The 23,815-nt window shown below is 48.1% G+C and carries 21 protein-coding genes; 9 read left to right on the top strand and 12 right to left on the bottom strand.

The genetic code is table 11. The features are described 5' to 3' along the window. Positions 1-3 precede the first annotated feature (3 nt). From BLV50_RS11860 to mglC, 3 genes are all read left to right on the top strand, one after another. The gene (locus BLV50_RS11860) at positions 4-1,065 is read left to right on the top strand and encodes a galactose ABC transporter substrate-binding protein (protein WP_090807856.1); all 1,062 of its coding nucleotides are present in this window, start codon (positions 4-6) and stop codon (positions 1,063-1,065) included. A 74-nt stretch (positions 1,066-1,139) separates the two neighbouring features. After that, positions 1,140-2,645: a sugar ABC transporter ATP-binding protein gene (locus BLV50_RS11865; protein WP_090807858.1), complete on the top strand. Its 1,506-nt coding sequence runs from the start codon at positions 1,140-1,142 to the stop codon at positions 2,643-2,645. A 15-nt stretch (positions 2,646-2,660) separates the two neighbouring features. Beyond that, entirely contained in the window at positions 2,661-3,680 is a 1,020-nt protein-coding gene (gene mglC, locus BLV50_RS11870) for a galactose/methyl galactoside ABC transporter permease MglC (RefSeq protein WP_090807860.1), read from the top strand. Between the two features lie 63 nt (positions 3,681-3,743). Here mglC and BLV50_RS11875 read toward each other — a convergent pair whose 3' ends face one another. Beyond that, the gene (locus BLV50_RS11875) at positions 3,744-4,079 is read right to left on the bottom strand and encodes a hypothetical protein (RefSeq protein WP_079695092.1); all 336 of its coding nucleotides are present in this window, start codon (positions 4,077-4,079) and stop codon (positions 3,744-3,746) included. A gap of 274 nt (positions 4,080-4,353) precedes the next feature. Between BLV50_RS11875 and BLV50_RS11880 the strand changes: the two genes are divergently transcribed. The 4 genes from BLV50_RS11880 (at position 4,354) to lpxA (ending at position 8,839) form a co-directional block, all read left to right on the top strand. Beyond that, positions 4,354-5,910 (top strand): ATP-binding protein, encoded by a 1,557-nt coding sequence (locus tag BLV50_RS11880; RefSeq protein WP_256337941.1) that lies wholly within the window; start codon positions 4,354-4,356, stop codon positions 5,908-5,910. A 279-nt stretch (positions 5,911-6,189) separates the two neighbouring features. Continuing rightward, entirely contained in the window at positions 6,190-7,020 is an 831-nt protein-coding gene (gene lpxC / locus BLV50_RS11885; protein ID WP_090807862.1) for a UDP-3-O-acyl-N-acetylglucosamine deacetylase, read from the top strand. Between the two features lie 20 nt (positions 7,021-7,040). Continuing rightward, entirely contained in the window at positions 7,041-8,066 is a 1,026-nt protein-coding gene (gene lpxD / locus BLV50_RS11890) for a UDP-3-O-(3-hydroxymyristoyl)glucosamine N-acyltransferase (RefSeq protein ID WP_090807864.1), read from the top strand. Next, positions 8,063-8,839: an acyl-ACP--UDP-N-acetylglucosamine O-acyltransferase gene (gene lpxA, locus BLV50_RS11895; protein ID WP_079695096.1), complete on the top strand. Its 777-nt coding sequence runs from the start codon at positions 8,063-8,065 to the stop codon at positions 8,837-8,839. The genes lpxD and lpxA overlap by 4 nt, the downstream gene beginning before the upstream one ends. Positions 8,840-8,936: 97 nt before the next feature. On the opposite strand, the gene BLV50_RS11900 is transcribed toward lpxA, so the two are convergent. The 9 genes from BLV50_RS11900 to BLV50_RS11940 all read right to left on the bottom strand — a co-directional run bounded on the left by BLV50_RS11900 (position 8,937) and on the right by BLV50_RS11940 (position 19,666). Further along, entirely contained in the window at positions 8,937-10,772 is a 1,836-nt protein-coding gene (locus BLV50_RS11900; protein WP_177031173.1) for an ABC transporter ATP-binding protein, read from the bottom strand. Next, positions 10,756-12,477: an ABC transporter ATP-binding protein gene (locus BLV50_RS11905; protein WP_079695098.1), complete on the bottom strand. Its 1,722-nt coding sequence runs from the start codon at positions 12,475-12,477 to the stop codon at positions 10,756-10,758. Before BLV50_RS11905 ends, BLV50_RS11900 begins: the two co-directional genes overlap by 17 nt. Positions 12,478-12,547: 70 nt before the next feature. After that, entirely contained in the window at positions 12,548-12,982 is a 435-nt protein-coding gene (locus BLV50_RS11910) for a MarR family winged helix-turn-helix transcriptional regulator (RefSeq protein WP_063568243.1), read from the bottom strand. Between the two features lie 201 nt (positions 12,983-13,183). Then, positions 13,184-14,131 (bottom strand): iron-hydroxamate ABC transporter substrate-binding protein, encoded by a 948-nt coding sequence (locus BLV50_RS11915; protein ID WP_063568242.1) that lies wholly within the window; start codon positions 14,129-14,131, stop codon positions 13,184-13,186. 90 nt (positions 14,132-14,221) lie between these two features. Beyond that, positions 14,222-15,238, bottom strand: a complete 1,017-nt coding sequence (locus BLV50_RS11920) for a FecCD family ABC transporter permease (protein WP_090807868.1) — start codon at positions 15,236-15,238, stop codon at positions 14,222-14,224. A 2-nt stretch (positions 15,239-15,240) separates the two neighbouring features. Then, positions 15,241-16,212: a FecCD family ABC transporter permease gene (locus tag BLV50_RS11925; protein WP_064641087.1), complete on the bottom strand. Its 972-nt coding sequence runs from the start codon at positions 16,210-16,212 to the stop codon at positions 15,241-15,243. Positions 16,213-16,414: 202 nt separating this feature from the next. Beyond that, entirely contained in the window at positions 16,415-18,133 is a 1,719-nt protein-coding gene (locus BLV50_RS11930) for a helix-turn-helix domain-containing protein (protein WP_090807870.1), read from the bottom strand. 33 nt (positions 18,134-18,166) lie between these two features. Next, the gene (gene fetB / locus BLV50_RS11935) at positions 18,167-18,916 is read right to left on the bottom strand and encodes an ABC transporter permease (protein ID WP_064640349.1); all 750 of its coding nucleotides are present in this window, start codon (positions 18,914-18,916) and stop codon (positions 18,167-18,169) included. Positions 18,917-18,925: 9 nt separating this feature from the next. Then, positions 18,926-19,666 carry an ABC transporter ATP-binding protein gene (locus BLV50_RS11940; protein WP_079695103.1) on the bottom strand — a complete coding sequence of 247 codons (741 nt, stop codon included), beginning with the start codon at positions 19,664-19,666 and terminating at the stop codon, positions 18,926-18,928. Between the two features lie 228 nt (positions 19,667-19,894). Here BLV50_RS11940 and BLV50_RS11945 point away from each other — a divergent pair, with 228 nt between their 5' ends. After that, positions 19,895-20,896 carry a Gfo/Idh/MocA family protein gene (locus BLV50_RS11945; protein WP_090807872.1) on the top strand — a complete coding sequence of 334 codons (1,002 nt, stop codon included), beginning with the start codon at positions 19,895-19,897 and terminating at the stop codon, positions 20,894-20,896. Positions 20,897-20,917: 21 nt separating this feature from the next. Continuing rightward, entirely contained in the window at positions 20,918-21,538 is a 621-nt protein-coding gene (locus tag BLV50_RS11950) for a pyroglutamyl-peptidase I (RefSeq protein ID WP_177031174.1), read from the top strand. Between the two features lie 261 nt (positions 21,539-21,799). Here the strand turns inward: BLV50_RS11950 and BLV50_RS11955 are convergent, their stop codons facing one another. Next, complete coding sequence (locus BLV50_RS11955; RefSeq protein ID WP_063568235.1) at positions 21,800-22,642, bottom strand: 1,4-dihydroxy-6-naphtoate synthase; 843 nt, start codon at positions 22,640-22,642, stop codon at positions 21,800-21,802. Beyond that, on the bottom strand, positions 22,639-23,511 hold the full coding sequence (locus BLV50_RS11960; RefSeq protein WP_177031175.1) for a futalosine hydrolase: 873 nt from the start codon (positions 23,509-23,511) through the stop codon (positions 22,639-22,641). Before BLV50_RS11960 ends, BLV50_RS11955 begins: the two co-directional genes overlap by 4 nt. Positions 23,512-23,815: the final 304 nt, after the last annotated feature.

Below are 23,815 nucleotides of genomic sequence, written 5' to 3' on the forward strand. Positions count from 1 at the left end.
GATATGAAGAAAACGTGGATGACATTGTTGCTTACAGCGTGTATGGTTGCGGCGGCGGGGTGCAGCAGTGGCGGAGACAGCGCAGGCGGAAGTACAGGAACAGATACAGGAGGCCAGACGGCGGCAGGGACGGAAACGCCTAAGATTGGCGTGGCGATCTATAAGTTCGATGACACGTTCATGACGGGTGTGCGGAATGCAATGACCGCAGCAGCGGAAGGCAAAGCCACACTCGATATCGTGGATAGCCAGAACGCACAGCCGACCCAGAATGAGAAAGTCGATCTGTTTGTATCCAAGAAATACAACGCAATGGCTGTGAATCCGGTTGACCGGACCGCAGCAGGTGTCATTATTGATAAAGCCAAAGCGGCCAGCATTCCAGTTATCTTTCTGAACCGTGAGCCGGTTGCTGAAGACATGAACAAGTGGGATAAAGTGTATTACGTTGGAGCCAAGGCGGAAGAGTCCGGCACGATCTCCGGTCAGCTCATTGTGGACTACTGGAAGGCCCACCCGGAAGCAGATAAAAACGGTGATGGCAAACTGCAATACGTCATGCTGAAAGGCGAGCCCGGCCATCAGGATGCTGAGCTACGGACCAAATATTCCGTTCAGGCAATCCAGGATGCCGGAATTGAAGTGGAAGCATTGGCGGAAGACACCGCGATGTGGGATCGGGTCAAAGGACAGGAGAAAATGCAGGCGTTCCTTGCCTCCCACGGAGACAAGATTGAGGCGGTATTGGCTAACAATGATGACATGGCACTTGGAGCCATTGAAGCGTTGAAAGCAGCGGGATACTTCAAAGACGGCAAAACGATGCCGGTTGTCGGCGTCGATGCAACGGCTCCGGCCATTCAGGCCCTTCAGGACGGAACGATGCTGGGCACGGTGTTGAATGATGCCAAGAACCAGGGCGCAGCAACGGTTGCACTGGCTTCCGTACTTGCGAAGGGAGAGACGCCAACGAAGGAAAACACGGGTTATGACATTACGGATGGCAAATACGTCTGGATTGCCTACAAAAAAATTACGAAAGACAACATTGCCGACGCCCAATAACAGCAGCAAACAGGGACGTCCGTCATGAGATGGCGTCCTTTTTTTGCCGGGTTTACGGAAGGGGAGGATGAAAGATGGAATCACCTTACCTGCTTGAGATGGACGGAATATCCAAAGCATTTCCGGGTGTGCAGGCACTAAGCCAGGTCACATTGAAGGTAAAGCCGGGTACGGTTCATGCGCTGATGGGAGAGAATGGTGCGGGCAAATCCACGCTGATGAAATGTCTATTCGGTATGTATCGCCCGGATGAAGGAACGATTCGGATGGACGGCAATCAGGTGGAAATTCCGAGTTCGAAAGCGGCGCTTCAACATGGCATATCGATGATTCATCAGGAACTGAACCCGGTGCCATACCGTCCGGTGATGGAGAACATCTGGCTGGGGCGGTTTCCGATGAGGGGGTTGTTGGTGGATGAGAAACGAATGTACGCTGATACACTAGCCTTGTTCAAGGACCTGAATCTGGACATTGATCCCAAGGCTCAGGCGGGAACTTTATCCGTTTCCAAAATACAGTCGATGGAAATTGCCAAAGCGGTCTCTTTCCAATCTAAAGTTATCGTGATGGATGAGCCAACTTCCTCGCTCACGGGCAAGGAAGTAGACCAGCTCTTCGCCATTATTAATCAGCTGCGCAGTCGCGGGGTGTCTATTATCTACATTTCGCACAAGATGGAGGAAATTCTGACGATCTCGGATGAGGTCACGATTATGCGGGATGGTTTTGTGGTCGGTACCTGGGATGCTGCTGATTTAACGACCGACCTGATCATTACCCGCATGGTTGGACGTGATCTGGATGAACGGTTCCCGGAAAGGACGAACGTACCTGGAGAAGTGATTTTGAAGGCAGAAGGCTTAACCTCCAGCCAGCCGAATTCGTTCCGTGATGTGACGTTTGAATTGAGGAAAGGCGAAGTGCTTGGAATCGGCGGCCTTGTTGGGGCACAGCGGACGGAATTGATTGAGTCATTGTTTGGCTTACGCGGACTTGCTTCAGGGACAATCTCGATTCATGGGCGCAAGGTGAAGATCAAGTCACCTGCCGCAGCAAAGCGTCATAACATTGCCCTTCTGACCGAGGAGCGAAGAGTCACAGGAATTTTTCCAGTGTTGTCTGTGTATGAAAATACGATTATCGCGAGTCTCGGACGTTACCGGAATCGGATTGGTCTGCTGGATGAGAAGAAAGGCCGAGATGAGGCACGTGAGCAGACTCTGAAGTTTAGAACTAAAACGCCTTCAGTTAACACGCTAATTCGCAACCTGTCTGGTGGTAATCAACAGAAGGTACTTCTGGCTAGATGGCTGTTGACTGACCCTGAAATTCTACTGCTCGATGAACCGACACGTGGGATTGATGTGGGCGCGAAATTTGAAATCTACACCATTATTACGGAACTGGCCCGCCAGGGCAAAAGCATTATTATGATCAGCTCGGAGATGCCCGAACTGCTGGGCATGTCGGATCGAATCATGGTCATGAGCGAAGGGCGGCTTACCGGAATCGTCGACGGTGCTGAGGCAACAGAGCAGGATATCATGAGGCTGGCCGCACAGCAGCGGATGGCTTAGTCAGGAGGGAAATACATGAATACACAAGTTATCAATCAGGTGAAGCAGTATGTGGCGCAGCGCGCGATCTTTATTGTGCTGATCCTACTCGTCATTGGCATTGCCATTGCCGATCCGCACTTTCTTGCTTTCTCTACACTGCGGGATATATTACAACAGTCCTCCACACGGGCCATCATTGCGCTGGGTGCTGCTTTTATCCTGGTAACGGGCGGGGTCGACTTGTCGGCAGGACGGGTCGTTGGTCTAACGGCTGTTGTATCCGCATCGATGCTGCAAATCGACGAATATGCCAATCGGTTCTTTCCCGATCTGCCACAGTATTGGGTAGGATTTCCAATCGCTATCGGGATCATCGCAGGCTTGGCAGTGGGTCTCGTCAACGGCATCATTGTAGCCAAATTGCATGTTCCACCCTTTATCGCCACACTGGGCACAATGGTTGCGGTATATGGTCTGAACTCGATTTACTTTGATACAGAGCCCAATCAGTCACAACCCATTGGTGGATTGAGATCGGATTTTACCGTTATTGGATCTGGTTACATTGATCTTGGCGGTGGTTATTCCATTCCGTATATTGTATTGATTGCTATAGGGGTGGCATTGATCTGCTGGGTCGTCTTCAACAAGACCCGCCTTGGGAAGAATATGTATGCCATCGGTGGCAATATTCAGGCTGCTCATGTGTCCGGCATTCATGTGGCACGCAACCTGATTGCGTTGTATGCCATTGCAGGTGCACTGTATGGACTGGGCGGTGTACTGGAAGCCGCCCGTACGGGCGGGGCAACGAACAATTACGGCAATATGTATGAGCTGGATGCTATTGCGGCCTGTGTCGTGGGGGGCGTCTCCACAGCGGGTGGTATTGGTACGGTGCCCGGTGTAATGGCAGGGGTGCTGATCTTTGGAGTCATCAACTATGGTCTGACCTTTATCGGTGTAAGTCCTTACTGGCAGCTGATTATTAAAGGGTTGATTATTGTGGCTGCTGTGGCATTTGATATCCGCAAGTATATGGCGAAAAAATAGAAGTGTAGTATTGAATCAAAGAAGCCAGCACTCTTGTCATTCAAGAGTGCTGGCTTCTTTATTTTATGAATTTACAAACCTGTCCACCATATTAACCACAGGACCAACGATGCATAGAAGCAGCATAAACGCGGCTACGTTAAAGGCTACCTTTGTACCATAGTGCGAACGATACTTGCTAGCGATAATTACAGCAGGTATCCAGAAGATTGCCGCCGCCACGAAGGGAAGGTGAAGTCCCTGGTCTCCATTACTATAGATAGGCAAGTTCAGTAGATTAAACAAATAGTGGCTAATCTGTACCTTTTCTGTGCCCCAGGAAAAATTAAAGGCCAACCCCATTGCGAGCACCAGCAAAGAAAGTGTCCCGATGCCCAAAGGTTTTCTTTGTTGTATCATGCTTATCCCTCCATAACCAAGGTTTTATCCTAAATAAATCCATTAATGTATTGTAACACAGTATTGATCAATGTGATGTATGATAGTTTCGCAATCTCCGTTTTCCTATAAACCGTTTGTCCTATTTTAATAATAAATTTATACATTCATGTGAATTTGACAAGCTTCCACTAATCGACAACATTAGCTAAACATAATCGATATAATACATGTAATTGAGGTATTGATGTGAGTAAAATGTCAAAGGGGGCGAGGCCTTTTGCTAAGTTACACGATGAAAATGCTTATTTTCCCGCTGGGATGTCTGCTTGTTATCCTGTCCTCTTATTTTCTAGGGCTTACTCCCCATCTCGCGTTAATGATATGTGCTGGTGTGTTATTTGTAGCAAGTATATATGGGGAGAAACGTTATCCTGCACTGCGTAATATCCATTGGCTCTTTCTTGGTATATTCCACTATTTCAGTGAACTGAACTGGTGCAATATACTGTATTACCTGCTCATCATGTCGATGATTCAATATAAACAACGTGTTACCCAGACGTTACCCATTTCGATGCTGCTTGTGCTCGAATATACAGTGATTCGGCTTTCCTATGTACCGATTGATACATATGCTTTGCTGGTATCCCTGTTTGACATGTTAACTGTGATTGTCATTATATTTTTATATCATACCTTGATTAACAGCGAGGCAGAGAAGCGCAGGCTACGGGAGAAAATTCAATTCCTCACCCTCCATGACCCACTCACCGGGTTGCTGAATTATGAAGGGTACATGGATGCTCTTAATAAAACGGTGGAGGAGCACCGCTCCTTTCTACTGATTATCCTGAATATTCAGAATTTCAACGGGTTTGACAAAGAGGTCGAAGACAACTGGTGCAGCGTAATAGGAAATACAGGCGAAATTATTACGACACAGTTTTCGGATGCATACGGTATATCCCGCTATGCAGGAGATCGCTATGCCGTCATTTTGCCTGAAATACAAAATATTGAAGAACGCATGTCGTCACTGCTGTCAGGGGAGTTACGGGGGTTGCAGGTGAACTACAGCATTTCCCTGTATCCGGGAATGTCTGAGACGTTGCAGCACTTTATTACGGTGGCGGAGGACAGGTTATTCCAGCAGCAGCGCAATAAATGGTTGAAAAACGAAGAGGAGGTCTTTCGTTCCGAAAGACTTCGGGCTGTTGGTGAACTGGCCGCGGGCATGGCTCATGAAATTCGCAACCCCCTGACTGCGATTCGAGGTTTCCTGCAGCTTTCACGGGGGCAGGCCTTCAATATCGCACCATGGTATGAAGTCATCATGGGGGAGATCACGCGTGTAACAGAGCTAACGGCTGAGTTTTTACAATTTTCCAAACCACACACCAATCACATGAAACCTGAACGAGTAGGGCATTGTCTCGAACGTGTCATGTCGTTAACCGAGTCGGATGCAGCATCACGGGGCCACCGAATTACACTTGAAATGACTGGGGAGCCAGTCGTGGTTAATATGGATCGGGACAAGATCGTACAGGTTCTAATCAACCTGATCCGTAATGCTTTTGAAGCGATGGAAGACCCTGGTGAGGTGCATATTGATCTGTTACATGATGGAGATAAAGCACTTATCTCGATTACCGACACGGGCAGCGGCATTCCAGAGAACTCTCTGGCGACGATCTTTAATCCGTTTTATACGACCAAGGAAGAAGGTACCGGACTTGGACTGGCTCTTTGTCAGAAAATCGCTCAGGATCATCATGGCAAAATTACCGTTCATAGTGAAATGGGGATTGGCTCTACATTCACCCTTCATTTACCTATGGGGGCATAATTCCAACAAACAAAAACGCTGAACTACTCCCCGTCAAGTAGACAGTTAAAAAAATGGTTCGGTTAGAAACCTTAGCTCGGATAACGTGCTAAGGTTTCTTTTATGCTACTCTGCGCGGTGACGCTTTTTTCAGCGTACTTGCGGATCATTTTATTCTCAGCTACATATCCGTGTGAATTTGACGAGCCTCCAAATATCGACAACATCAGATAATCATAATCGATATAATACATGTAAATAGGATCCGAATGTGAGAATTATGTCAAAGGGGGCGATGCTATGTACCAAAAAACGATTCGTAATAGTTTTACATTAGACGGTATTGCTATACATAGTGGGAATTTGTCAGAGATTACTCTGCATTCTGCACAACCAAACACGGGTATTATTTTTAGAAGAGTGGATATAGATCCATATGAAATTATTGAAGCTAAAATCGGTAATGTATCCAATACGGAACGTTGCACACAGCTTAAAAACAACCATGGATACGCTGTATCTATGGTTGAACATACGCTGTCTGCTGTTCGAGGGATGGGTATCGATAACGTGATTATTGATGTTAATGGTGAAGAATTACCCATTTTTGATGGCAGCTCTACCGATATTGCAGCAAAGATTTCAGAAGTTGGCCATCTGCAGCAAAAAATTAAAAAAACATATCTTCATTTACAACAAAAAATTAGAGTTGAGCACGGTAATTCTTTTCTTGAAGCTCATCCCTCTTCAATGATCTCCTATTGCGTGTGTTTTAAAAATGAACACAAAATTGCCTACCTCTCAGATCAAACATCCAATTTTAATTTTATAGAAAACAATTACTTAACGGATATTGCACCAGCTAGAACATTTTGTTTTGAAGAAGAAATAATGTACTTAAAAAGCAAAGGTTTAATTCAAGGAGCTTCTTTAGAGCATGGAATAGTTATTGGTGAAAAGAAAATTTATCCCAATTTACGTTTTCATGATGAATTATCTCGTCATAAGCTGCTGGATCTTATTGGCGATTTAGCTTTGAATCCTCCTTTTCATGCAAAAATCATAGGATCGGGAACCTCTCATTATTTGAACACTCTTTTTGCTAGAGAATTATTAAATAATCTAATCTAAATACAAAAGGAGACGATATCATGCCATGTAATTTAAATGAAATTTCTGAACAGTTAAATGGGATTCTAATAGGTGATGGCGATGTCGTTATAACAGGCGTAGGTTCAATTCATGCTGCTAAAGAGGGAGAAATTGCTTTTGTAACGGATAAAAATCTAAATAAATTAGATAAATGTAATGCTTCAGCGTTCATTGTGCCAGAAACGACAATAATAGAATTTAAAGTACCTGTTATTAAGGTGAAAAATCCCAGACTCGATTTTATTTGTTTAATTGAAATGTTTAGTGAGAAAATCAAAAGTAATGGTGTAGTATCATCAGAAGCAATTCAGCCTTCGGTAACGTTAGGCTACAATGTGCAGATCGACGAATTCGCGGTAATCAAAGAAGATGTGTCTATTGGGGATCATTCTGTCATTTCTGCGCATTCATTTATTGGAAAAAACGTGACCATTGGAACGAATTGCTTGATCCACCCTAATGTCACTGTTCTACAGGATACTTTCATCGGAGATAATGTCATTATTCACTCAGGCGCAGTGATTGGCGCTGACGGCTTTGGTTTTGAATGGGATGGTCAAAAACAAGTTAAAATACCGCATATCGGAAATGTCATTATTTTTGATGATGTTGAAATTGGCGCAAACACCACTATTGATCGCGGAACGATTGATTCAACAACCATTGGTAAAGGGACCAAAATGGACAACCTTATTCAAATTGGCCATAATGTTCAAATTGGTGAGCACTGCATTATCGCAGGTACAAGTGCAATTGGGGGCTCATCAAAAATAGGTAATCGTGTCATAATGGCTGGCGGGAGTGCGGTAATTAATAATATTACTATTGGAGATAGCTGCGTTGTTTTAGCTAAAACCATGGTTACTAAAAACATGCCCGCGAACTCAATGGTGTCAGGGTATACGGCTCGTTCACATAAGAGACAACTACGAGAATCCGCTGCACTTTCCAGACTCCCCCAAACGATAAAAAAACTAAATGAAAAACTTGATGAACTTTCCAAAACAAAGGAAGGTGCTAAATGATACATCAGTCAGCCATTATTCATCCTACAGCAGTAATTGGAGAAAATGTCGAAGTCGGACCCTTCAGTATTATTGAAGAAAATTCAAAAATAGGTAGCGGGTGTAGGATTGGAAGTCACGTTATCATAGGGGCTAACACGATATTGGGGGGGGATAACTATATTTCACATGGTGCCATTATCGGTTCAGATCCACAAGATAAAAGTTATCAAGGCGAAGAATCGTATCTCATTATTGGAGATAATAATACCGTGAGAGAGTATGTCACCATATGTAAAGGCACATCAAAAGGAGATTGTTTCACGAGAGTAGGAAGTAACAACTTTATTATGAATTATGCTCATATCGCACATGATGTATTGATGGGAGATCACAACGTCATCGTCAATAATGTGCAGATTGGCGGACATGTTAATATTGAAGACTATATCACTTTTGGTTGTGGTTCAGGTGTACACCAATCATGTAACATAGGAAGGTTTGCAATGATTGGAGCGGGAAGTAAAGTTTCACAAGATATCGTTCCATATTCTTTAGCAGATGGTCCGCGTTCGTACATACATGGAATCAATACCGTTGGTCTAAGAAGAAATGGATTTTCAAATGAAGAAATAAGCACGATAAAAAAGATTAATACCATTTTATTTCGCCAAAAGCGAACTCTTGATCAATCTATTGAAGAAATAAACAACTTACCTCCTTCTGAATTTAAAGAACACACATTGAATTTTCTATATAAATCTACACGCGGAATTGTACGAATGAAGCGATAAAATGGAAAACGCCGCAAAGGTCCGGAATGAAGCGGAACCTAAAGCGGCGTTTTTGTTTGTGTTTCTTTGTTTTAATCATCAATGAACACGAACCCAATCAGGTAAGCTGTCCCTGATGCAACTGATAATAGAAACCTTGCTGTTGCATCAACTCATCATGGCTGCCTCGTTCGGCAATTTTGCCGTCATCAATGACGAGAATCTGATCGGCCTCACGAATCGTGCTTAACCTGTGGGCAATGACGAAGCTGGTGCGATCCTTCATCAAGGTGCGCATCGCCTCCTGAATCTGCATTTCGGTGCGTGTATCGATGCTGCTGGTTGCTTCATCCAGAATAAGAATTGACGGATCAGCAAGAATGGCACGAGCGATGGTTAACAGTTGTCGCTGTCCTTGACTCAGATTGCTGCCACCGGAAATGATCGGGTTATCGTAACCCTGCGATAATTTGCGGATGAAGGAGTGGGCATTTGCCAACTTCGCTGCTTGCTGGATCTGTTCGTCCGTTGCATCGGGTTTGCCGTAGGCAATATTGTCACGAATGGTGCCGGAGAACAGATAGGCATCTTGTAACACAATGCCAAGTTCGCGCCTTAGCTGGTCCTTCTCCAGTTCGGAGATGTCACAGCCATCAATGGTAATCCGTCCGCCCGTAATCTCGTAAAAACGGGGCAGCAGGTTGATAATGGTCGTTTTACCCGCTCCAGTCGGTCCGACAAGTGCAATCATCTCGCCTGGCTTGGCGGTGAAGCTAACCTTTTTCAAGATTTCCCTCTCGGGGCTATACCCAAAGGATACATCTTCAAATACAACTTTACCCTGGATCTGCTGCAGTTGTTTCTTCTGTTCTTCCACGTATTCACTTGGTGTATCAATAATGTGGAACACACGTTCAGCACCTGCAATCGCTGCCTGAATCAGGTTGTACTGGTTTGCCAAATCATTGATGGGCCGCTCAATCTGGCGGGAGTAAGCAAGGAAACTTACAATCAGCCCGATGGACGTCAGATCATGATAAGCCATCCATCCACCTACCGCTGCCAGTATGGCAAAGCCGATATTGTTCATGACATTCATCGTTGGCCCGACCAGACCAGATACGCTCTGAGCTTGGGTACTGGAAGTGCGAAGCTTCTCGTTCAGATTCTGAAAATGTTTTTGTGCCTGCTCCTGACGATTATAGGCTGCAACCACCTTTTGTCCGGCAATAGTTTCCTGAGCGTAGCCATTAAGCTCACCAAGCAACTTTTGCTGGGCGGTAAAATGTTTGCGTGTTCTTGAAGCGATCAGCCGAGTGGCGATCGTAATCAGGGGAACAGTGACCAGACTGAGCAGTGTCAGTCGGACATCCAGTGCAAACATGATGGACAGAGAGCCAACCAGCAAGATGGCGCTGGACATCAGTTGAGTTACACTTTGATTCAGCGTCGTGGACACGTTATCGATATCATTGGTAGCCCGGCTCATCAGATCACCGCTCTGATTTTTGTCAAAAAAGCTGATCGGCAGCTGTTGCAGCCGTGAAAACAGAGCATGGCGCAGATCTTTTACGGTCAGTTGGGAAACACCGATCATGACATAGGATTGAGCCCACATCATGAACGAGCCGAGGACGTATACGGTCAGCAATAACATGCAGTCTTTCAGCAGACCGTCCGTAATTTTGGGAACGATATGTTCATTGACCGCACGGCCGAGCAGATAAGGTCCTGCCAGATTAAGTAACGTTCCAAGAGCCGTCAGTACCAGAGCAGTGATAACCCCTTTGCGATGACGTCCCATGTATGACCATACTCGGATGATCGCGTGCCGTGCGTTCTTGGCTCTTACTTTGGGAACCGGACCTCGGCCGGGTGGCCCAGGTCTTCCGATCATCGGTGGGACAACGGTTTGATGGATGGAGGAAGAAGCGTTTTTAGCCAAATTGAACATCCTCCTTCCGTTGCTGCGAATAATAGATGGATTGGTAATGTGATGAATGGGCCATGAGATGTGTATGTGTACCACTTGCCACGATTTCTCCTTCATCAAGCACGTAAATACAGTCTGCATCCTTTACAGAAGAGATACGTTGTGCAATCAAGAAGGTGGTACTATTTCTCATTAGTGAATGCAGAGCCTTCTGAATACTTGCTTCGGTACGCAGATCGACGGCACTGGTGCTGTCGTCCAGAATTAGAACCTCCGGTTGCATGAGTAGGGCACGGGCGATAGAAATTCGCTGTTTCTGTCCACCTGAGAGATTGACCCCGCGCTGGCCCAACTCCGTGTCATATCCATCTTTCAGATTCATAATAAAATCATCAGCCGCCGCCGCTTGAGATGCGGCACGTAGTTCAGCTTCCGTTGCATCAGGTCTGCCGAAGCAGATGTTATCCCGGATGCTGCCACTGAACAGGATGGATTCCTGTAATACGATGGACACACGGCTGCGAAGATCCTGGAGATCCCAGTTACGCACGTTCACTCCATTCACGAGCACTTCACCCTGTGAGGCATCATACAAGCGGGGGATCAGCTGTACAAGTGAGGTTTTGCCTGATCCTGTAGATCCGAGCAGGGCCACTTTTTCTCCCGGCCGAGCCGTCAGTGTAATTCCGGAGAGGGTATGTTCTCCATCATAGCGGAAATATACGTCCTTGAATTCCACCTGACCTGCTCCTTTACGAGACATATCATCTCCCGATTGAATATCAGGCTGGGTGTGAAGCACCTCGTTGATGCGTGTTGCAGATACCTTGGCGCGGGAGAAGCTCATCATCATCATGCCGATTGAAGTGAGCGACGAGAGTACAACCGTTACGTAGTTGATAAAAGCAATCAAATCTCCGGCGGCAATATCGCCTCCTACTACCTGAAAGCCCCCAAACCACAGTACCGCTACAATGGTTGCATTCAGCATCAGGCTTAATACCGGTGCATTCAGCGATACGATGCGCCAGGCTTTCACTGCCGTATGGGTATAATCTTCATTGGCTTGTTGGAAACGCTTCTTCTCCTGACGCGCGCGTGCAAAAGCTTTGACGACACGAATGCCGGCCAGATTCTCTTGAAGAACCGCGTTCACCTTGTCGAGTTTGTTCTGAACGCTGGCGAACAGCGGATAGGAAGCGGATATCAGGATGTATAAGATGATAAAAAGAATCGGCACGGACAAAATGAGAATGAGCGCCAGTTTGACACTGATTGTAAACGCCATAATAATACTGCCGATAATCAGCATCGGCGAACGGATAAACATACGCAGAAGCATCTGTACAAAGGTCTGCATCTGGGTGATATCACTCGTCAGGCGAGTAATAAGCGAGCCTTCCTGGAAGGTATCCAGATTACGGAACGAAAACTTCTGGATATGATCAAACAATTCCTGGCGCAGATCGGTTCCGTATCCAACGGCAGCTTTGCTTGAAAACAGCGTACATCCTGCACCGCCAACCCATCCGATTAACGCAAAAAGAAGCATAAACAAACCTGTAGTCATAATGTGGGACAGGTTCCCTGCAAGAACACCATCATCCACAATGCTGGACATCAGCTTGGGTTGAAGCAGGTCCATAGCAACCTCAAGGACCATGAGCAGCGGAGCAAGAATGGCCGCTGACTTATACGGGGTAAGAAATCGTTTTAACGTCCACAATGGGAAAAATCACCTCATTCGATATGAAATAATCATGTTGCAAAAATTTATGCAGACAGATGAATCTCACTTAATATTCTCGCAGATTCTGAACCATGCGCTGGGCGAGCGCTGACATCAGCTGCGATTCTTCAGGTGTAAAATCTTTCTGCGCTTGGCGATCAAGCTCTTGGAATACTTCTCTCAGTTCCTTAAGCGCAGCACGGCCTTGATCGGTCAGATAGACACGCAGACTGCGCAGATCCTTCGGGTCAGCTTCACGCCGTATAAAACCCGAGCTTTCCATACGTTTCAGCATTACCGTTACCGTTGCAGGGGCGCGGCGAAGCTGTTCGGCCAGTTGTTTCTGGGTCTGACCATCTTCCCGTTCAAGCTGGAATAGCAGCGGCGGTTGTCCAGGATACAACTCAGGGTGGTTGATAAGTTTCTCATGAACCTTGTAACGCTGTAGCTTGACGAGTTCTGATAACTGTCCCATTAACCGTTCATTTCGATCTGATTTCATAAGCGCTTCCATCCTTTTAATTAGTCGACTAACTAAATGATAAGTTTCATTTGACATATCGTCAAGTGATTTTGATTTTTTAAAATGGATACAAAAAAACCTCTGCTTTGAGTGGATGAAGAGAGCATGTTAGCTGACTCTGTTCCTATCTACAAAGAGAGGTTTTTTGGTGTTTTTTAAATGTTGTGCGTAAGGATCATTTTATTTCTTAGAGAACATTTCTTTGGCTTCATCCATGGCCATTTTATTGCCGATTGAAGAATAGTCCAACCAAGGTTGAGCACCGATTGGGTAGACATGACCTGCTTTGACAGCCTTTAGTCCTTGCCAGATCGGATTATTTTGCAGTTCTTTGAACATGTTCTGAGCTTCATCATCCGAGTTCACGACAACGAAGATCGCATCTGCATCAAAGTCCGGCAGTATTTCACGTGAAACAACTTGATACGGTTTGGACGAATCGAATTCTTCAATGCCTTTAGCTGGAGTTAACCCCAGATCTTCATACAAAATTGGGCCCATTGGACGGCGTGTACTGAATACACGCAGTTCTTTGGCGGTAACACGGATAGCCATTACGGTGCCGTCACCGATTGTATCGTGAATCAGGGATTTTACTTCTTCCGTTTCAGTTGCATAATCCTGAATGTATTGCTCTGCTTCTTTCTCGCGGTTGACCAGTTTACCAATGTCTTTCAGATGGTCGCGCCAAGTGCCATCATCCAGATTGAAGACGTGTACAGGGGCGATTTTCTCGAATTTGGCAATATCATCACCGGAGAATTCTTCGTCCAGATAGATGACATCTGGTTTCAGGGCAAGCAAGGCTTCCATGTCCGGGTCCTTAACGGGACCGAGCGGCGTTGTATTTTGAAGACGGTCAGCAACATGGGACAGGAAGGCTTTGGCTTCCCCGCCGATCACCGAACCAACCGGTGTAATGCCGAGAGACAGCAGGTCATTGGTCAGATGGATCGACATGGATGCGATGCGTTGATCCCCGGAAGCGGAATTGGTATCCTGTGTAGCGTTCGAAGTGTCCGTAGTAGAACCTTCCGACGCAGAGGATGAATTATTGGCGTTCCCGCAGGCTGCGAGTACAAGCACGAGACAGATGCTCATGAAGAGCATAAGGTTTTTCTTTAACATGGGTAATCTCAATCTCCTTGAACATCTCATGGATGTTGTTTTTATGTTGGGTGTACCGGTGAAATTATTCGGATTGTTCCGATAAATTTATTACTTGGTTCGTACCAGCAGATATAAAAAGTAAGGTGCGCCGATCGCAGCGACCACAACACCTGCCGGAATGGAATTAGGCTGAAAGATCGTTCGCCCGACCGTATCGGCAGCAACCAGGATCACCATGCCGATGAGTCCGGCGGCTGGGATCAGATGGCGATGCATCGGGCCAACCAGTCTGCGGGCCAGATGCGGCGCCGCCAGACCAATGAATCCGATCCCGCCAGCCATAGACACACTGACGGCAGACAATGCTACCGTGCACAATAGCAAAATAACACGTTGGGATCTGACGGGTGTACCAATACTGGTCGCGGCAGCATCTCCCAGATTGAAGGCATCCAGCGTTTTGGAGCGGCTCCATATGTACGAGATGCACAGCACAACCCATGGAAGCAGCGCCTGAACATGAACCCAGTCTCTGCCCCAGACGCTACCTGCCAGCCAGCGGGCGGCGAAGGAATAGGTGTCTTCATCCAAACGCAGGGACAGATAGAGCGTCAGGGCATGGAAACCGGCTGCTACGGCAATGCCCACCAGAATAAGCTTAATGGGGGATACTCCGTTATGTCGGTCATAGGATAGCAGCATGATAATCAACGCCGCGGCGACACTGCCTGCAAAAGCAAACAGCGGAATCAGCAAGGCCACCGAACCATTCATGGAATGGGAGAAGCTTACGAATACCATCAATCCAAAAGCCGCTCCTGCATGCAAGCCGAGGATGCCCGGATCGGCTAATGGATTGCGTGTAATGCCTTGCAGCGCAGCACCGGCAACACCGAGTCCCGCTCCGGCGAGTACAGTAACCAGAATGCGTGGCAGTCGATAGTCGAACAATACAATCTGATCATCCGGCGTACCATAGCCAATCAGGGTGTGAAGCACGGCTATTGGTGATAGGCGAATTGTTCCCGAGTTGAGGCTGACAACGATAACGGCACAGGCGATACAGAGCAGCGCAACGCTGACCGCTATGGAACGTTTGCCTCGTGAAGGTGTATTCGTGTTCATCGCTATAGGGCCCTCCTTTCTTTACGGGCCAGATAGAGGAAGAAAGGTACACCGACAAAGGCAACCATAATGCCTACAGCCAGTTCTTGAGGCGGGTTCACAATGCGTGATCCTAGATCGGCGAGCACCAGCAAGACGGCTCCGAGCAGGGAGGACATCGGAATGATGAGTCGATAATCCACGCCAACCAATTTGCGAGAAATATGTGGTATGACCAGTCCAACAAAGCCGATCGAGCCTACAGCAGAAACGGATACGCCAGCCAGTACAACAACCGCCGTCAAGGCAAACAGTCTGGTCCAGCGGAGGTTGATTCCGAGATTAATCGCAACTTCTTCTCCTAGCGACATGAGAGATATCCGACGGGCCATAGGCAAAGTGAGCACGAGAGTAACCAGCAGAACAGGCAGAATCAGCTTCAGATGCCGCCATTCAATTCCCCCGAAACCACCCGCATACCAGAAGGCTAAATCCTGGCTCAAGTCAAAATATATGGCGACACCGGTGCTAAGCGAACTCAGCATGGCTGCAATAACGGCACCCGCAACGGTAAGCCTGATGGACGTCAGTCCTCCGGGTGCCGCCATGCCCAGCAGGAAAATGAGCAGCGTGCCAAGCACAGCCCCTACAAATGACAGGAACATAATCCAGCCATAAGGCAATCCTGGCCAGAAGGCGAAGCTGAGCGCCACGACAAAGGTAGCACCCGCATTGATCCCCAGAATGCCGGTGTCTGCCAGCGGATTACGTGTGATTCCCTGCATGAGCGCTCCAGCTACAGCAAAGGCTGCGCCAATCACAGCAGCAGCAATGACACGTGGCAGCCTTAGCTCGTGAATAATCTGATGCGGCGTCAAAGCCGGATTGTACTGAAATATGGCAGTCCACACGGTCTCCAGTGTCAGCCCCTTGGCACCAAGAGAAATGGCGACAAACATACTAAGCAGCAGTGCGGCAATGGCCGCCAAAAACATCAGGCCAACCGTCACTGCGGATTTTCTTGATTTGGACGGACGTTGTGACAGTCCCGGATGTTGAATGCGGGTCACTCCTTTGTTACCAACAACGCATTGCTGTTGTTATTGATTATCATTATCAATTAGTGAACATTATAAAATCTTAATTCAGGCCCGTACATGGCATAAATTAAGATTATAGAGATGGACATTTTTTAGATTACAGAAATGCTGGTTTGTTCGTCAACATAGAGAGCGCTTCATCGAGCTGGATGTTGATGGAATAAGGAGCGTATACCACCCATGAATTCCAGTCTATGACATGCACACGCCCAGCTTTTACCGCAGGATAGTTTTCCCACAACGGATCAGCCGTAATCTGCTGTAACAGAGTAGTACGTTCGTGCATGGACGTAACCGCAATCAGAAGCACATCCGCTTCCAATCCATCCCATTCTCCAGGCGTGAAAGACATCCAGTTGAATCCCACACCGGCAGGTTTGCCTGTTAGTTCTTTCTGAATTCGATCAGGAGCGGACAGTTGCAGGCTTCGGTAAAATACATGACCGAAGTTGCGATTACTGTACATGCGCGGTCCTTTTGCAGTTAAGGTACAGATCGCGACGGTGACCTGACCTGCTGTATCTCTGATCTTTTTGCGAGCCCGCTCCGCCTTACGCTCATGCCGATCCAGCCACTCCCTTGCCGCTTGAGTACGATCCACGATAGAGGCGATTTTCTGCAAATGACCAAACATGTCTGTCTGATTCCAAGGGATGGTGATGATTGGAGCGACATCTCCGATATGTTCCATCGCTTTAGCGGCTGCGTTGTCCTTGGTCAGAATTAAGTCGGGATTCACATCAAGGAATGCCTGTCGTCCCTGTTCCCACGGTTCATAGGCATGGAACGGCAGCGTCAACGATTTGGGAACATGGGGCAGATGGCCCTGGATCTGCGCTGCGCATGGTGTGATGCCAAGAGTCATCAGGTGATCGGTGTATGGATAGGAGAGTGAGACGATATTTCGATGTACCTGCTTGGCATAGGAAGTTGGCGCATAACCGGCATGGTTCCTGAAGCGGCGGCTGAAATAGAATTCGTCCCGATAGCCTACCTGGCGGGCTACATCACGAATACGCAGATCTGAAGTCATGAGCAATTCCTTGGCCCGATTCATTCGTAAATGAGTGATATATTCGATAGGATTTTTCTGCATCCGACTCTTAAACAGCTGTGAATAATACGACGGATGCATACCTGCCAGTTCGGCCAGCTTCTCCAGCTTGATTTCGTTCATATAGTTTTCCCGCATATACTGCAAGGTGGATCTGAGCCACTGTTCTGGCTCGTCCTGTGCTTCCGCATGCTCCTGACCTTCCAGCGGCCAGAGCGTATGAAGCAGATCGGTCAAAAGCAGCTGCACTTTCAAGCTGGTCTGTGAAGCTTCTGTTGTTAATTGTGCGGCAATTCGCTGTATCCCATAGTAAGGGCCCTGAATCCACCCAGTTACAGGTGAACCAAGCTCTCGCTCATATATTCGCCGTTCTTTCGTTTTCTCAGCAACCCGAAACAGATCGAAATGAATGATATACAATTCAATCTCATGGTCCGCATCAGAGAAAAGCTCCAGAGAAGTTCCCGGTGTAGACAAGAAGGCGGACTTACGTGTGACAAGGGATTCGATACCGTTCGCTACCAGCTTGCCCGTGAATTTATGCATGTAGACAAAGGTATGGTGAGGGAGCTCAGTCTGACTCCATTGCCAATGCGTATTCACGGTAACCAGCTCTGCCAGACGCAATTCGAGCAGCGCATCGTTAAGAAAAGCATCCATTTCCGTTGGTGTAATGGATTCATCAGTGCGTTTCGAGTGATCCGGTTGGGTCAACGTGTTGGAGGTATTGCCGTTATTATTGGTGCTTGGATGGGTTAACATGGTGTGACCTCCTTTCCTCGCGAGGTTGATATATCATAGCGAGCGCAGCCGCATATCCGATGTGAACCACTGTCGGTACGTCATCATGCTGAGCAGAATGCTGGTAATGGCGGCTGAGCTGGTAAAAGCAAACACGATCAGAATCTGGTAACGCACCGCCTCAACCGGATCAGCACCCGCAATAATCATGCCTGTCATCATGCCAGGCAGCTGTACGAGTCCTACCGTTTTCATGCCATCGATCGTGGGGATCATGCTGGATTTTACAGAACGTTTCAATACGTCCTGAAAAGCACGTCTTGGCGTTGCGCCCAGTGCAAGCAGGGATTCAATCTCTCCTTTGGAGGATTCGACCTCGCGCTTCATCTGATTCAGGAACAGCCCGGACACCACCATGGCATTACCGATGGTCATCCCGCTCAATGGAATAATGTATTGCGGAGTAGGCTCTACAATACCCAGACCTAACAACAGCCCCATCATGAGCAGCTCCGTGACCGTAATTGCAGCCGCAATATATAAGGAAATCCAGCGAAGTCCTTTGCCACGTTTGCCTGCATTAATGGAGGCTACGATAATCATGAATCCGACAATGGCAATGATAAGAACGGGGTGATCCGAGTTAAAAATAAATTGAAGTACATATCCGACAAGCAACAGCTGTACAGCGGAACGAACGGTGCCTATAGCAATATCCTTTTCCAGATCAAGCTTCTGCCAGACAGAGATGAGCATGGTGACCATCACAAATATAATGGTAAAACTCAAAGCGATGAGTGACATGATTTCTCCTTATTCTGCCGCAGGGGCAGGGTGCATAATGAATTGTCTGGCCAGGTCCGTGGCCGGATTGTCAAAAAAATGAGCTGTCGGCTGGCGCTCCAACAATGTCTGATTGCCCATAAACCAGGTGGTTGTACTGAATGATTGTGCCTGTTCCTGATCATGGGTAACCCAGACGAGCGAAGTACCTTCCTGCTGACTCCAGCGGGTCAATTGTTCTTCCACCAGGCGTGCGTTGGTCCGATCCAGGGAAGCAGTCACTTCATCCAGCAGCAGGACCTCAGGACGCAGCATCATGGAACGAATAAGAGCTATGCGCTGTTTCTCCCCACCGGAGAGGTCAATGGCCCGCTTATGAATATCAAGATTCTCCAGTCCCATCCCTGCAAGCAGGCGGCGGGCGAGATCCTGATCGTATGGCTGCCTGTGAAGCAGATGCACCGTTTTCAGGTTATCTTCCACGCTGCCTGCCAGCATGACAGCTTGCTGTGCGACATAAGTCATGCGTGTGCGCCAGATACGAGGGTCCGAATCCCGATAAGAAATTCCTTTCCAGATCAGGTCTCCTTCATCAGGAATATCCAGCAGGGCGAGAATGCGGAGCAATGTGCTCTTCCCTTGGCCGGATGCACCGAGTATGGCAATACGTTCTCCCTGATCCACTTCTGCGTTCACATGTTCAAATAAAATACGCTGCTCGGTTAAACCGATACGTTTTACTAGTTTATCAATGGTTAAAAGTGTGGACAAAGTCGGGTCGTCCTTTCATCCGTGATCTGCAATTATCTTAGCAAAAATACGAAAAAATTGAAATGAGAGTGAATCTCAATTAGATCAGTGAACTTAGAGCATGGAATGTAAGAGATGAAACGGGTCTGACGCAAGCGGTTCTTTTTGGTAAAATAAAGAAGACTCCGTGTTGGCCTAATCGAGATCGTGATCTTTTTAAAATATGTTGATATCAGGGGAGGTTTTATGATGACGAAAGTTGTTGGACGGGACAAGGTAAATTGGGGCATTATGGGTACGGGATGGATTGCATCCCAGTTCGCACGAGATCTGGAGCATGCCGGAAACGCCGTAAAAGCTGCGGTGGGTTCACGAACATCTGAAAGCGCAGAGAAGTTTGCAGCTGAATATGGTTTTGCACGCGCTTACAGTTCATATGATGAGATGCTGCAGGACCCTGAAGTGGACATTATTTATGTGGCAACACCGCATCCGTTACATAAGGAAAATGTGCTTGCTTGTCTGGAAGCGGGTAAAGCAGTACTCTGTGAGAAACCGTTTACGATGAATGCCCGTCAGCTGGAGCAATTGGTGGATAAGGCGCGTGAGCGCAATCTTTTCCTCATGGAAGGCATGTGGACACGCTTTCTGCCACCGATTACCCAAGCCAGAGCATGGATTGCGGAAGGCAGAATCGGCGAGGTACGTTTGGTCAAAGCAGACTTTGGTTTCCGCGTAGGCTGGGAGCCGGAAGGCAGGTTGCTTAACCCGGATCTGGGTGGAGGTGCTTTGCTTGATGCAGGCGTATATCCGATCTCCTTCGCGTCCATGATTTTTGGCGAGCAGCCTCAGCATGTGTGGAGTACGGCGAACATTGGACAGACGGGTGTGGATGAACAGTTCTCCGTACTGTTGTCTTATTCCGAAGGTCGTTCTGCATCGCTGAATGGAGCCATTCGTCTTAACTTGAGTAACGAGGCTGTCATATATGGCACAGAAGGGTACATTCGTTTACCACTTTTCCTGGCAGGCAAAGAAGCTTATCTACATGTGAACGGTCAGGACGAACCGGAGACATTTATCGATGACCGGACGTGTATTGGATATGCGTTTGAAGCGGAGGAAGCAGGTCGCTGCATCCTGGAAGGACGTACGGAGAGCAGAACGATCCAACTGGACGAATCCCTGGAAATCATGAAGTTGATGGACACGATTCGTGGGCAGTGGGGCCTGCGGTACAAATCCGAGTAAATAGACAGGAGTGGAAAAGCGATGGTGAAAATTCTGATCTCCGGATTTGAACCTTTTGGCGGGGATGCTGTGAATCCGACGGGAGAACTGATGGAGGCACTTGCGCATGAAGTGATAGAGGGAGCGGAGCTGAAAACAGTGCTGCTGCCTGTGCACTTCGATGAATGTGCGGATCTGCTAATCGCAGAGATGGAATCCTATCAACCGGATGTCGTCATCGCCTGTGGTTTGGCCAAAGGCAGGACAGCTATTACACCTGAACGGATTGCTGTTAATGTCAAAGATATTCCTCCTGGCTCCTATGCGGACAACCAAGGGCAGAATCCCGTGGACGAGCTCATAGTGGAAGGCAGCCCGGATGGCCTGTTCTCCACATTGCCGATTCGTGCAATGGTGAATAACATGGGGGCAGCAGGCATCCCGGCTGCGGTGTCCAATACGGCAGGTACGTATATTTGCAACAATACGATGTACCGGGTGCTGGATCATATCCGATTGAGACAACTTCCGATTCGTGCCGGATTTGTACATTTTCCAGCTTCAACGGAGATGGCTGTGCTTCAGCCTTCCGTTTCGTCGCTGCCCATTCCTACGATGCTGGATGCTCTGCGGGTTATGATTCGCACGGTAGTGGCGGAGTAATTGAGTTTGGATCAACATTTTGTATAGGTTCGGTTTGTTGTTGGAATAGATTAATAAGGGCTGTCCTATTGTCATGAATATGACTTTATAGGACAGCCCATTGTATTATCTAACGAACTAGATTCACTTTTAATAAGGTGTTAACGATTCGTTAGCGCCTTGGACACGCAGGTCAATAGCATAGCACTGAGATCGTGCCCAACAGAAAATAGGAAAACGAAATTGGACACAGCCTCCTATTTTGTATTGATGCCGTGCGAATTAGATCCGCAACAAATCCAGATCGAACTCGGGAACAAGTCCTTCTTTCATCGCTCGTCCAAGCAATGCTGTAATTGCACCGTAACCGTCATCGCCCAGGTTGGCGCTGAACTCATTAACGTACAGGCCGATATGCTGCGCAGTTACATCAGGGTCCATCTCTTGTGCATGTTCCATAACGTATGCTTTGGACTCATCTGGATGCGCCCAAGCGTATTCCACCGAGGCACGTGCCCAACCTGCAAGAGCATGAGCATCCAGGTTACGACGGGCGATGATTGCACCCAGCGGGATTGGCAGGCCAGTGTCGCTTTCCCACCAGTTACCGAGATCTGTCATAAGTTTGAGATCATAATTCTGGTACGTGAAACGTGCTTCATGGATAACCAAACCTGCATCGATCTTGCCGTCCCGTACAGCAGGCATAATCTGGTCGAATGGCATAACGACAATCTCGCCTACACCGCCGGGAACATTTTGTGCTGCCCAGAGACGGAATAACAGGTAGGCTGTTGAACGTTCGCTCGGCACGGCAACTCGGCGTCCTGAGAGATAGGCTGGATCGGTTGTACCGTTAGCGGTCAGAACCAGCGGACCACATCCTCTGCCAAGTGCGCCGCCCGCAGGCAAGAGCGCATAATCATTCAGCACATAAGGCAGTGCTGCATAGGATATTTTCATAACTTCAGGTGTATCTGGTCCATCCGGATTTGCCGCAAGGCCGTTGGTAATATCGATGTCCGCATAACGGACATCAAGCTCAGGTGCACCAGGAATCAGTCCATGCACCCAGGCGTGAAAGATAAATGTATCGTTAGGACAAGGGGAAAATGCAATTTTCATGATGTAAGTACCTCCCGTAAAATGGAACTTGCAGCCTGGAGCGCATCCAGAGCATCCTTGATGCGCCAGGCGTCGCGGTCGCGTGGACCGACCGCGTTGGATATAGCCCGCAGTTCGAGTGCTGGTATGCCGAACTGCTGGGCTGCAGTTGCTACGCCGAAGCCTTCCATGCCTTCGGCGGCGGCATCCGGCACGCGGCGCAGCAGCTCCGCGGCCGTCTCGGCAGTTCCGGTCGCCGTGGATACGGTGACCGCCGTGCCTCCGCTGACAGCGAGCCCTGCCCGCTGCAGCTCATGGCGCAGGCGCGCGGCAAGCACCGCGTCCGCCGCCACACGGGACGAGCCGAAACCGAGCTCGTCCACGCTGAGGAAGCCGTCTGGCGTCTGCGAGCCCAGATCGGCGGCAACCATGGCGTCGGCTACCACGAGGGAGCCGACGTCCGCTCGGCCGGGGAACCCGCCGCCGATGCCGGCACTGACCACCAGCGTGTACGCTGGAGTCAGTCCGGTCCCGGCAAGGGGCCCCGGCCTTGAGGATGCGGCAGATGCTTGTGCCGCATCGGGTTCGCTTGGCGCGGCGGAGCCTTGCGCAAGCGCATTTGCGCCAGCCGCTGCTGAGGCAAAGGCCAGCGCGGCAGCAGTTCCTGCTGCCGCCGAGGCAGGGCCAACACCAACAGCAATCACATCAAAGTACGCAGCTTGGTCACCCAGGCCGCGTAGTACAGCCTCTTTTTCCGCATCAACGGCGGTTACGATTAATACACGCTGTGTCGAAGCTGTGGATGTCGCGTTTGTTTCAAAGCTACTTGACAAGCTTGCAGTTTCTGGCCGATTACAATCTATAGAATCATTCTTTTTCTGTTCATTCATCCCGAATTCTCCCTCATGAGGTTTTTATAAAGCCATCTATAAAATATGTACGCATAGGTCAGACGGAGTGACAACTGTACTGACAACGAGCGAAGCGAGCACGTGAACCAGCGAACGAGCACAACGTTCTTCTCCATCATAACGGAAGGGGAAAGATCAGAACAAGCTTTGAACGTATTTAGCCGAATAAGTGATTTAACGAACAGCAGCAATCCGCCCGAACCAGTCTGAACCCTGAAATTACGCGTTTCATATAACAGAATAATCTATTTTCACCTGGCTATATGTCACTTTGATCATATAT

It is taken from the genome of Paenibacillus sp. 276b (genome assembly GCF_900107875.1).
Classification (GTDB): Bacteria; Bacillota; Bacilli; order Paenibacillales; family Paenibacillaceae; genus Paenibacillus; species Paenibacillus marchantiae.

Excerpts from the sequence above, each read along its gene's own strand:
- BLV50_RS11860 (WP_090807856.1), top strand. The coding sequence starts at position 4 with ATGAAGAAAACGTGGATGACATTGTTGCTTACAGCGTGTATGGTTGCG.
- BLV50_RS11865 (WP_090807858.1), top strand. The coding sequence starts at position 1,140 with ATGGAATCACCTTACCTGCTTGAGATGGACGGAATATCCAAAGCATTT.
- mglC (WP_090807860.1), top strand. The coding sequence starts at position 2,661 with ATGAATACACAAGTTATCAATCAGGTGAAGCAGTATGTGGCGCAGCGC.
- BLV50_RS11875 (WP_079695092.1), bottom strand. The coding sequence starts at position 4,079 with ATGATACAACAAAGAAAACCTTTGGGCATCGGGACACTTTCTTTGCTG.
- BLV50_RS11880 (WP_256337941.1), top strand. The coding sequence starts at position 4,354 with ATGAAAATGCTTATTTTCCCGCTGGGATGTCTGCTTGTTATCCTGTCC.
- lpxC (WP_090807862.1), top strand. The coding sequence starts at position 6,190 with ATGTACCAAAAAACGATTCGTAATAGTTTTACATTAGACGGTATTGCT.
- lpxD (WP_090807864.1), top strand. The coding sequence starts at position 7,041 with ATGCCATGTAATTTAAATGAAATTTCTGAACAGTTAAATGGGATTCTA.
- lpxA (WP_079695096.1), top strand. The coding sequence starts at position 8,063 with ATGATACATCAGTCAGCCATTATTCATCCTACAGCAGTAATTGGAGAA.
- BLV50_RS11900 (WP_177031173.1), bottom strand. The coding sequence starts at position 10,772 with ATGTTCAATTTGGCTAAAAACGCTTCTTCCTCCATCCATCAAACCGTT.
- BLV50_RS11910 (WP_063568243.1), bottom strand. The coding sequence starts at position 12,982 with ATGAAATCAGATCGAAATGAACGGTTAATGGGACAGTTATCAGAACTC.
- BLV50_RS11915 (WP_063568242.1), bottom strand. The coding sequence starts at position 14,131 with ATGTTAAAGAAAAACCTTATGCTCTTCATGAGCATCTGTCTCGTGCTT.
- BLV50_RS11920 (WP_090807868.1), bottom strand. The coding sequence starts at position 15,238 with ATGAACACGAATACACCTTCACGAGGCAAACGTTCCATAGCGGTCAGC.
- BLV50_RS11925 (WP_064641087.1), bottom strand. The coding sequence starts at position 16,212 with ATGTTTTTGGCGGCCATTGCCGCACTGCTGCTTAGTATGTTTGTCGCC.
- BLV50_RS11930 (WP_090807870.1), bottom strand. The coding sequence starts at position 18,133 with ATGTTAACCCATCCAAGCACCAATAATAACGGCAATACCTCCAACACG.
- fetB (WP_064640349.1), bottom strand. The coding sequence starts at position 18,916 with ATGTCACTCATCGCTTTGAGTTTTACCATTATATTTGTGATGGTCACC.
- BLV50_RS11945 (WP_090807872.1), top strand. The coding sequence starts at position 19,895 with ATGACGAAAGTTGTTGGACGGGACAAGGTAAATTGGGGCATTATGGGT.
- BLV50_RS11950 (WP_177031174.1), top strand. The coding sequence starts at position 20,918 with ATGGTGAAAATTCTGATCTCCGGATTTGAACCTTTTGGCGGGGATGCT.
- BLV50_RS11955 (WP_063568235.1), bottom strand. The coding sequence starts at position 22,642 with ATGAAAATTGCATTTTCCCCTTGTCCTAACGATACATTTATCTTTCAC.
- BLV50_RS11960 (WP_177031175.1), bottom strand. The coding sequence starts at position 23,511 with ATGAATGAACAGAAAAAGAATGATTCTATAGATTGTAATCGGCCAGAA.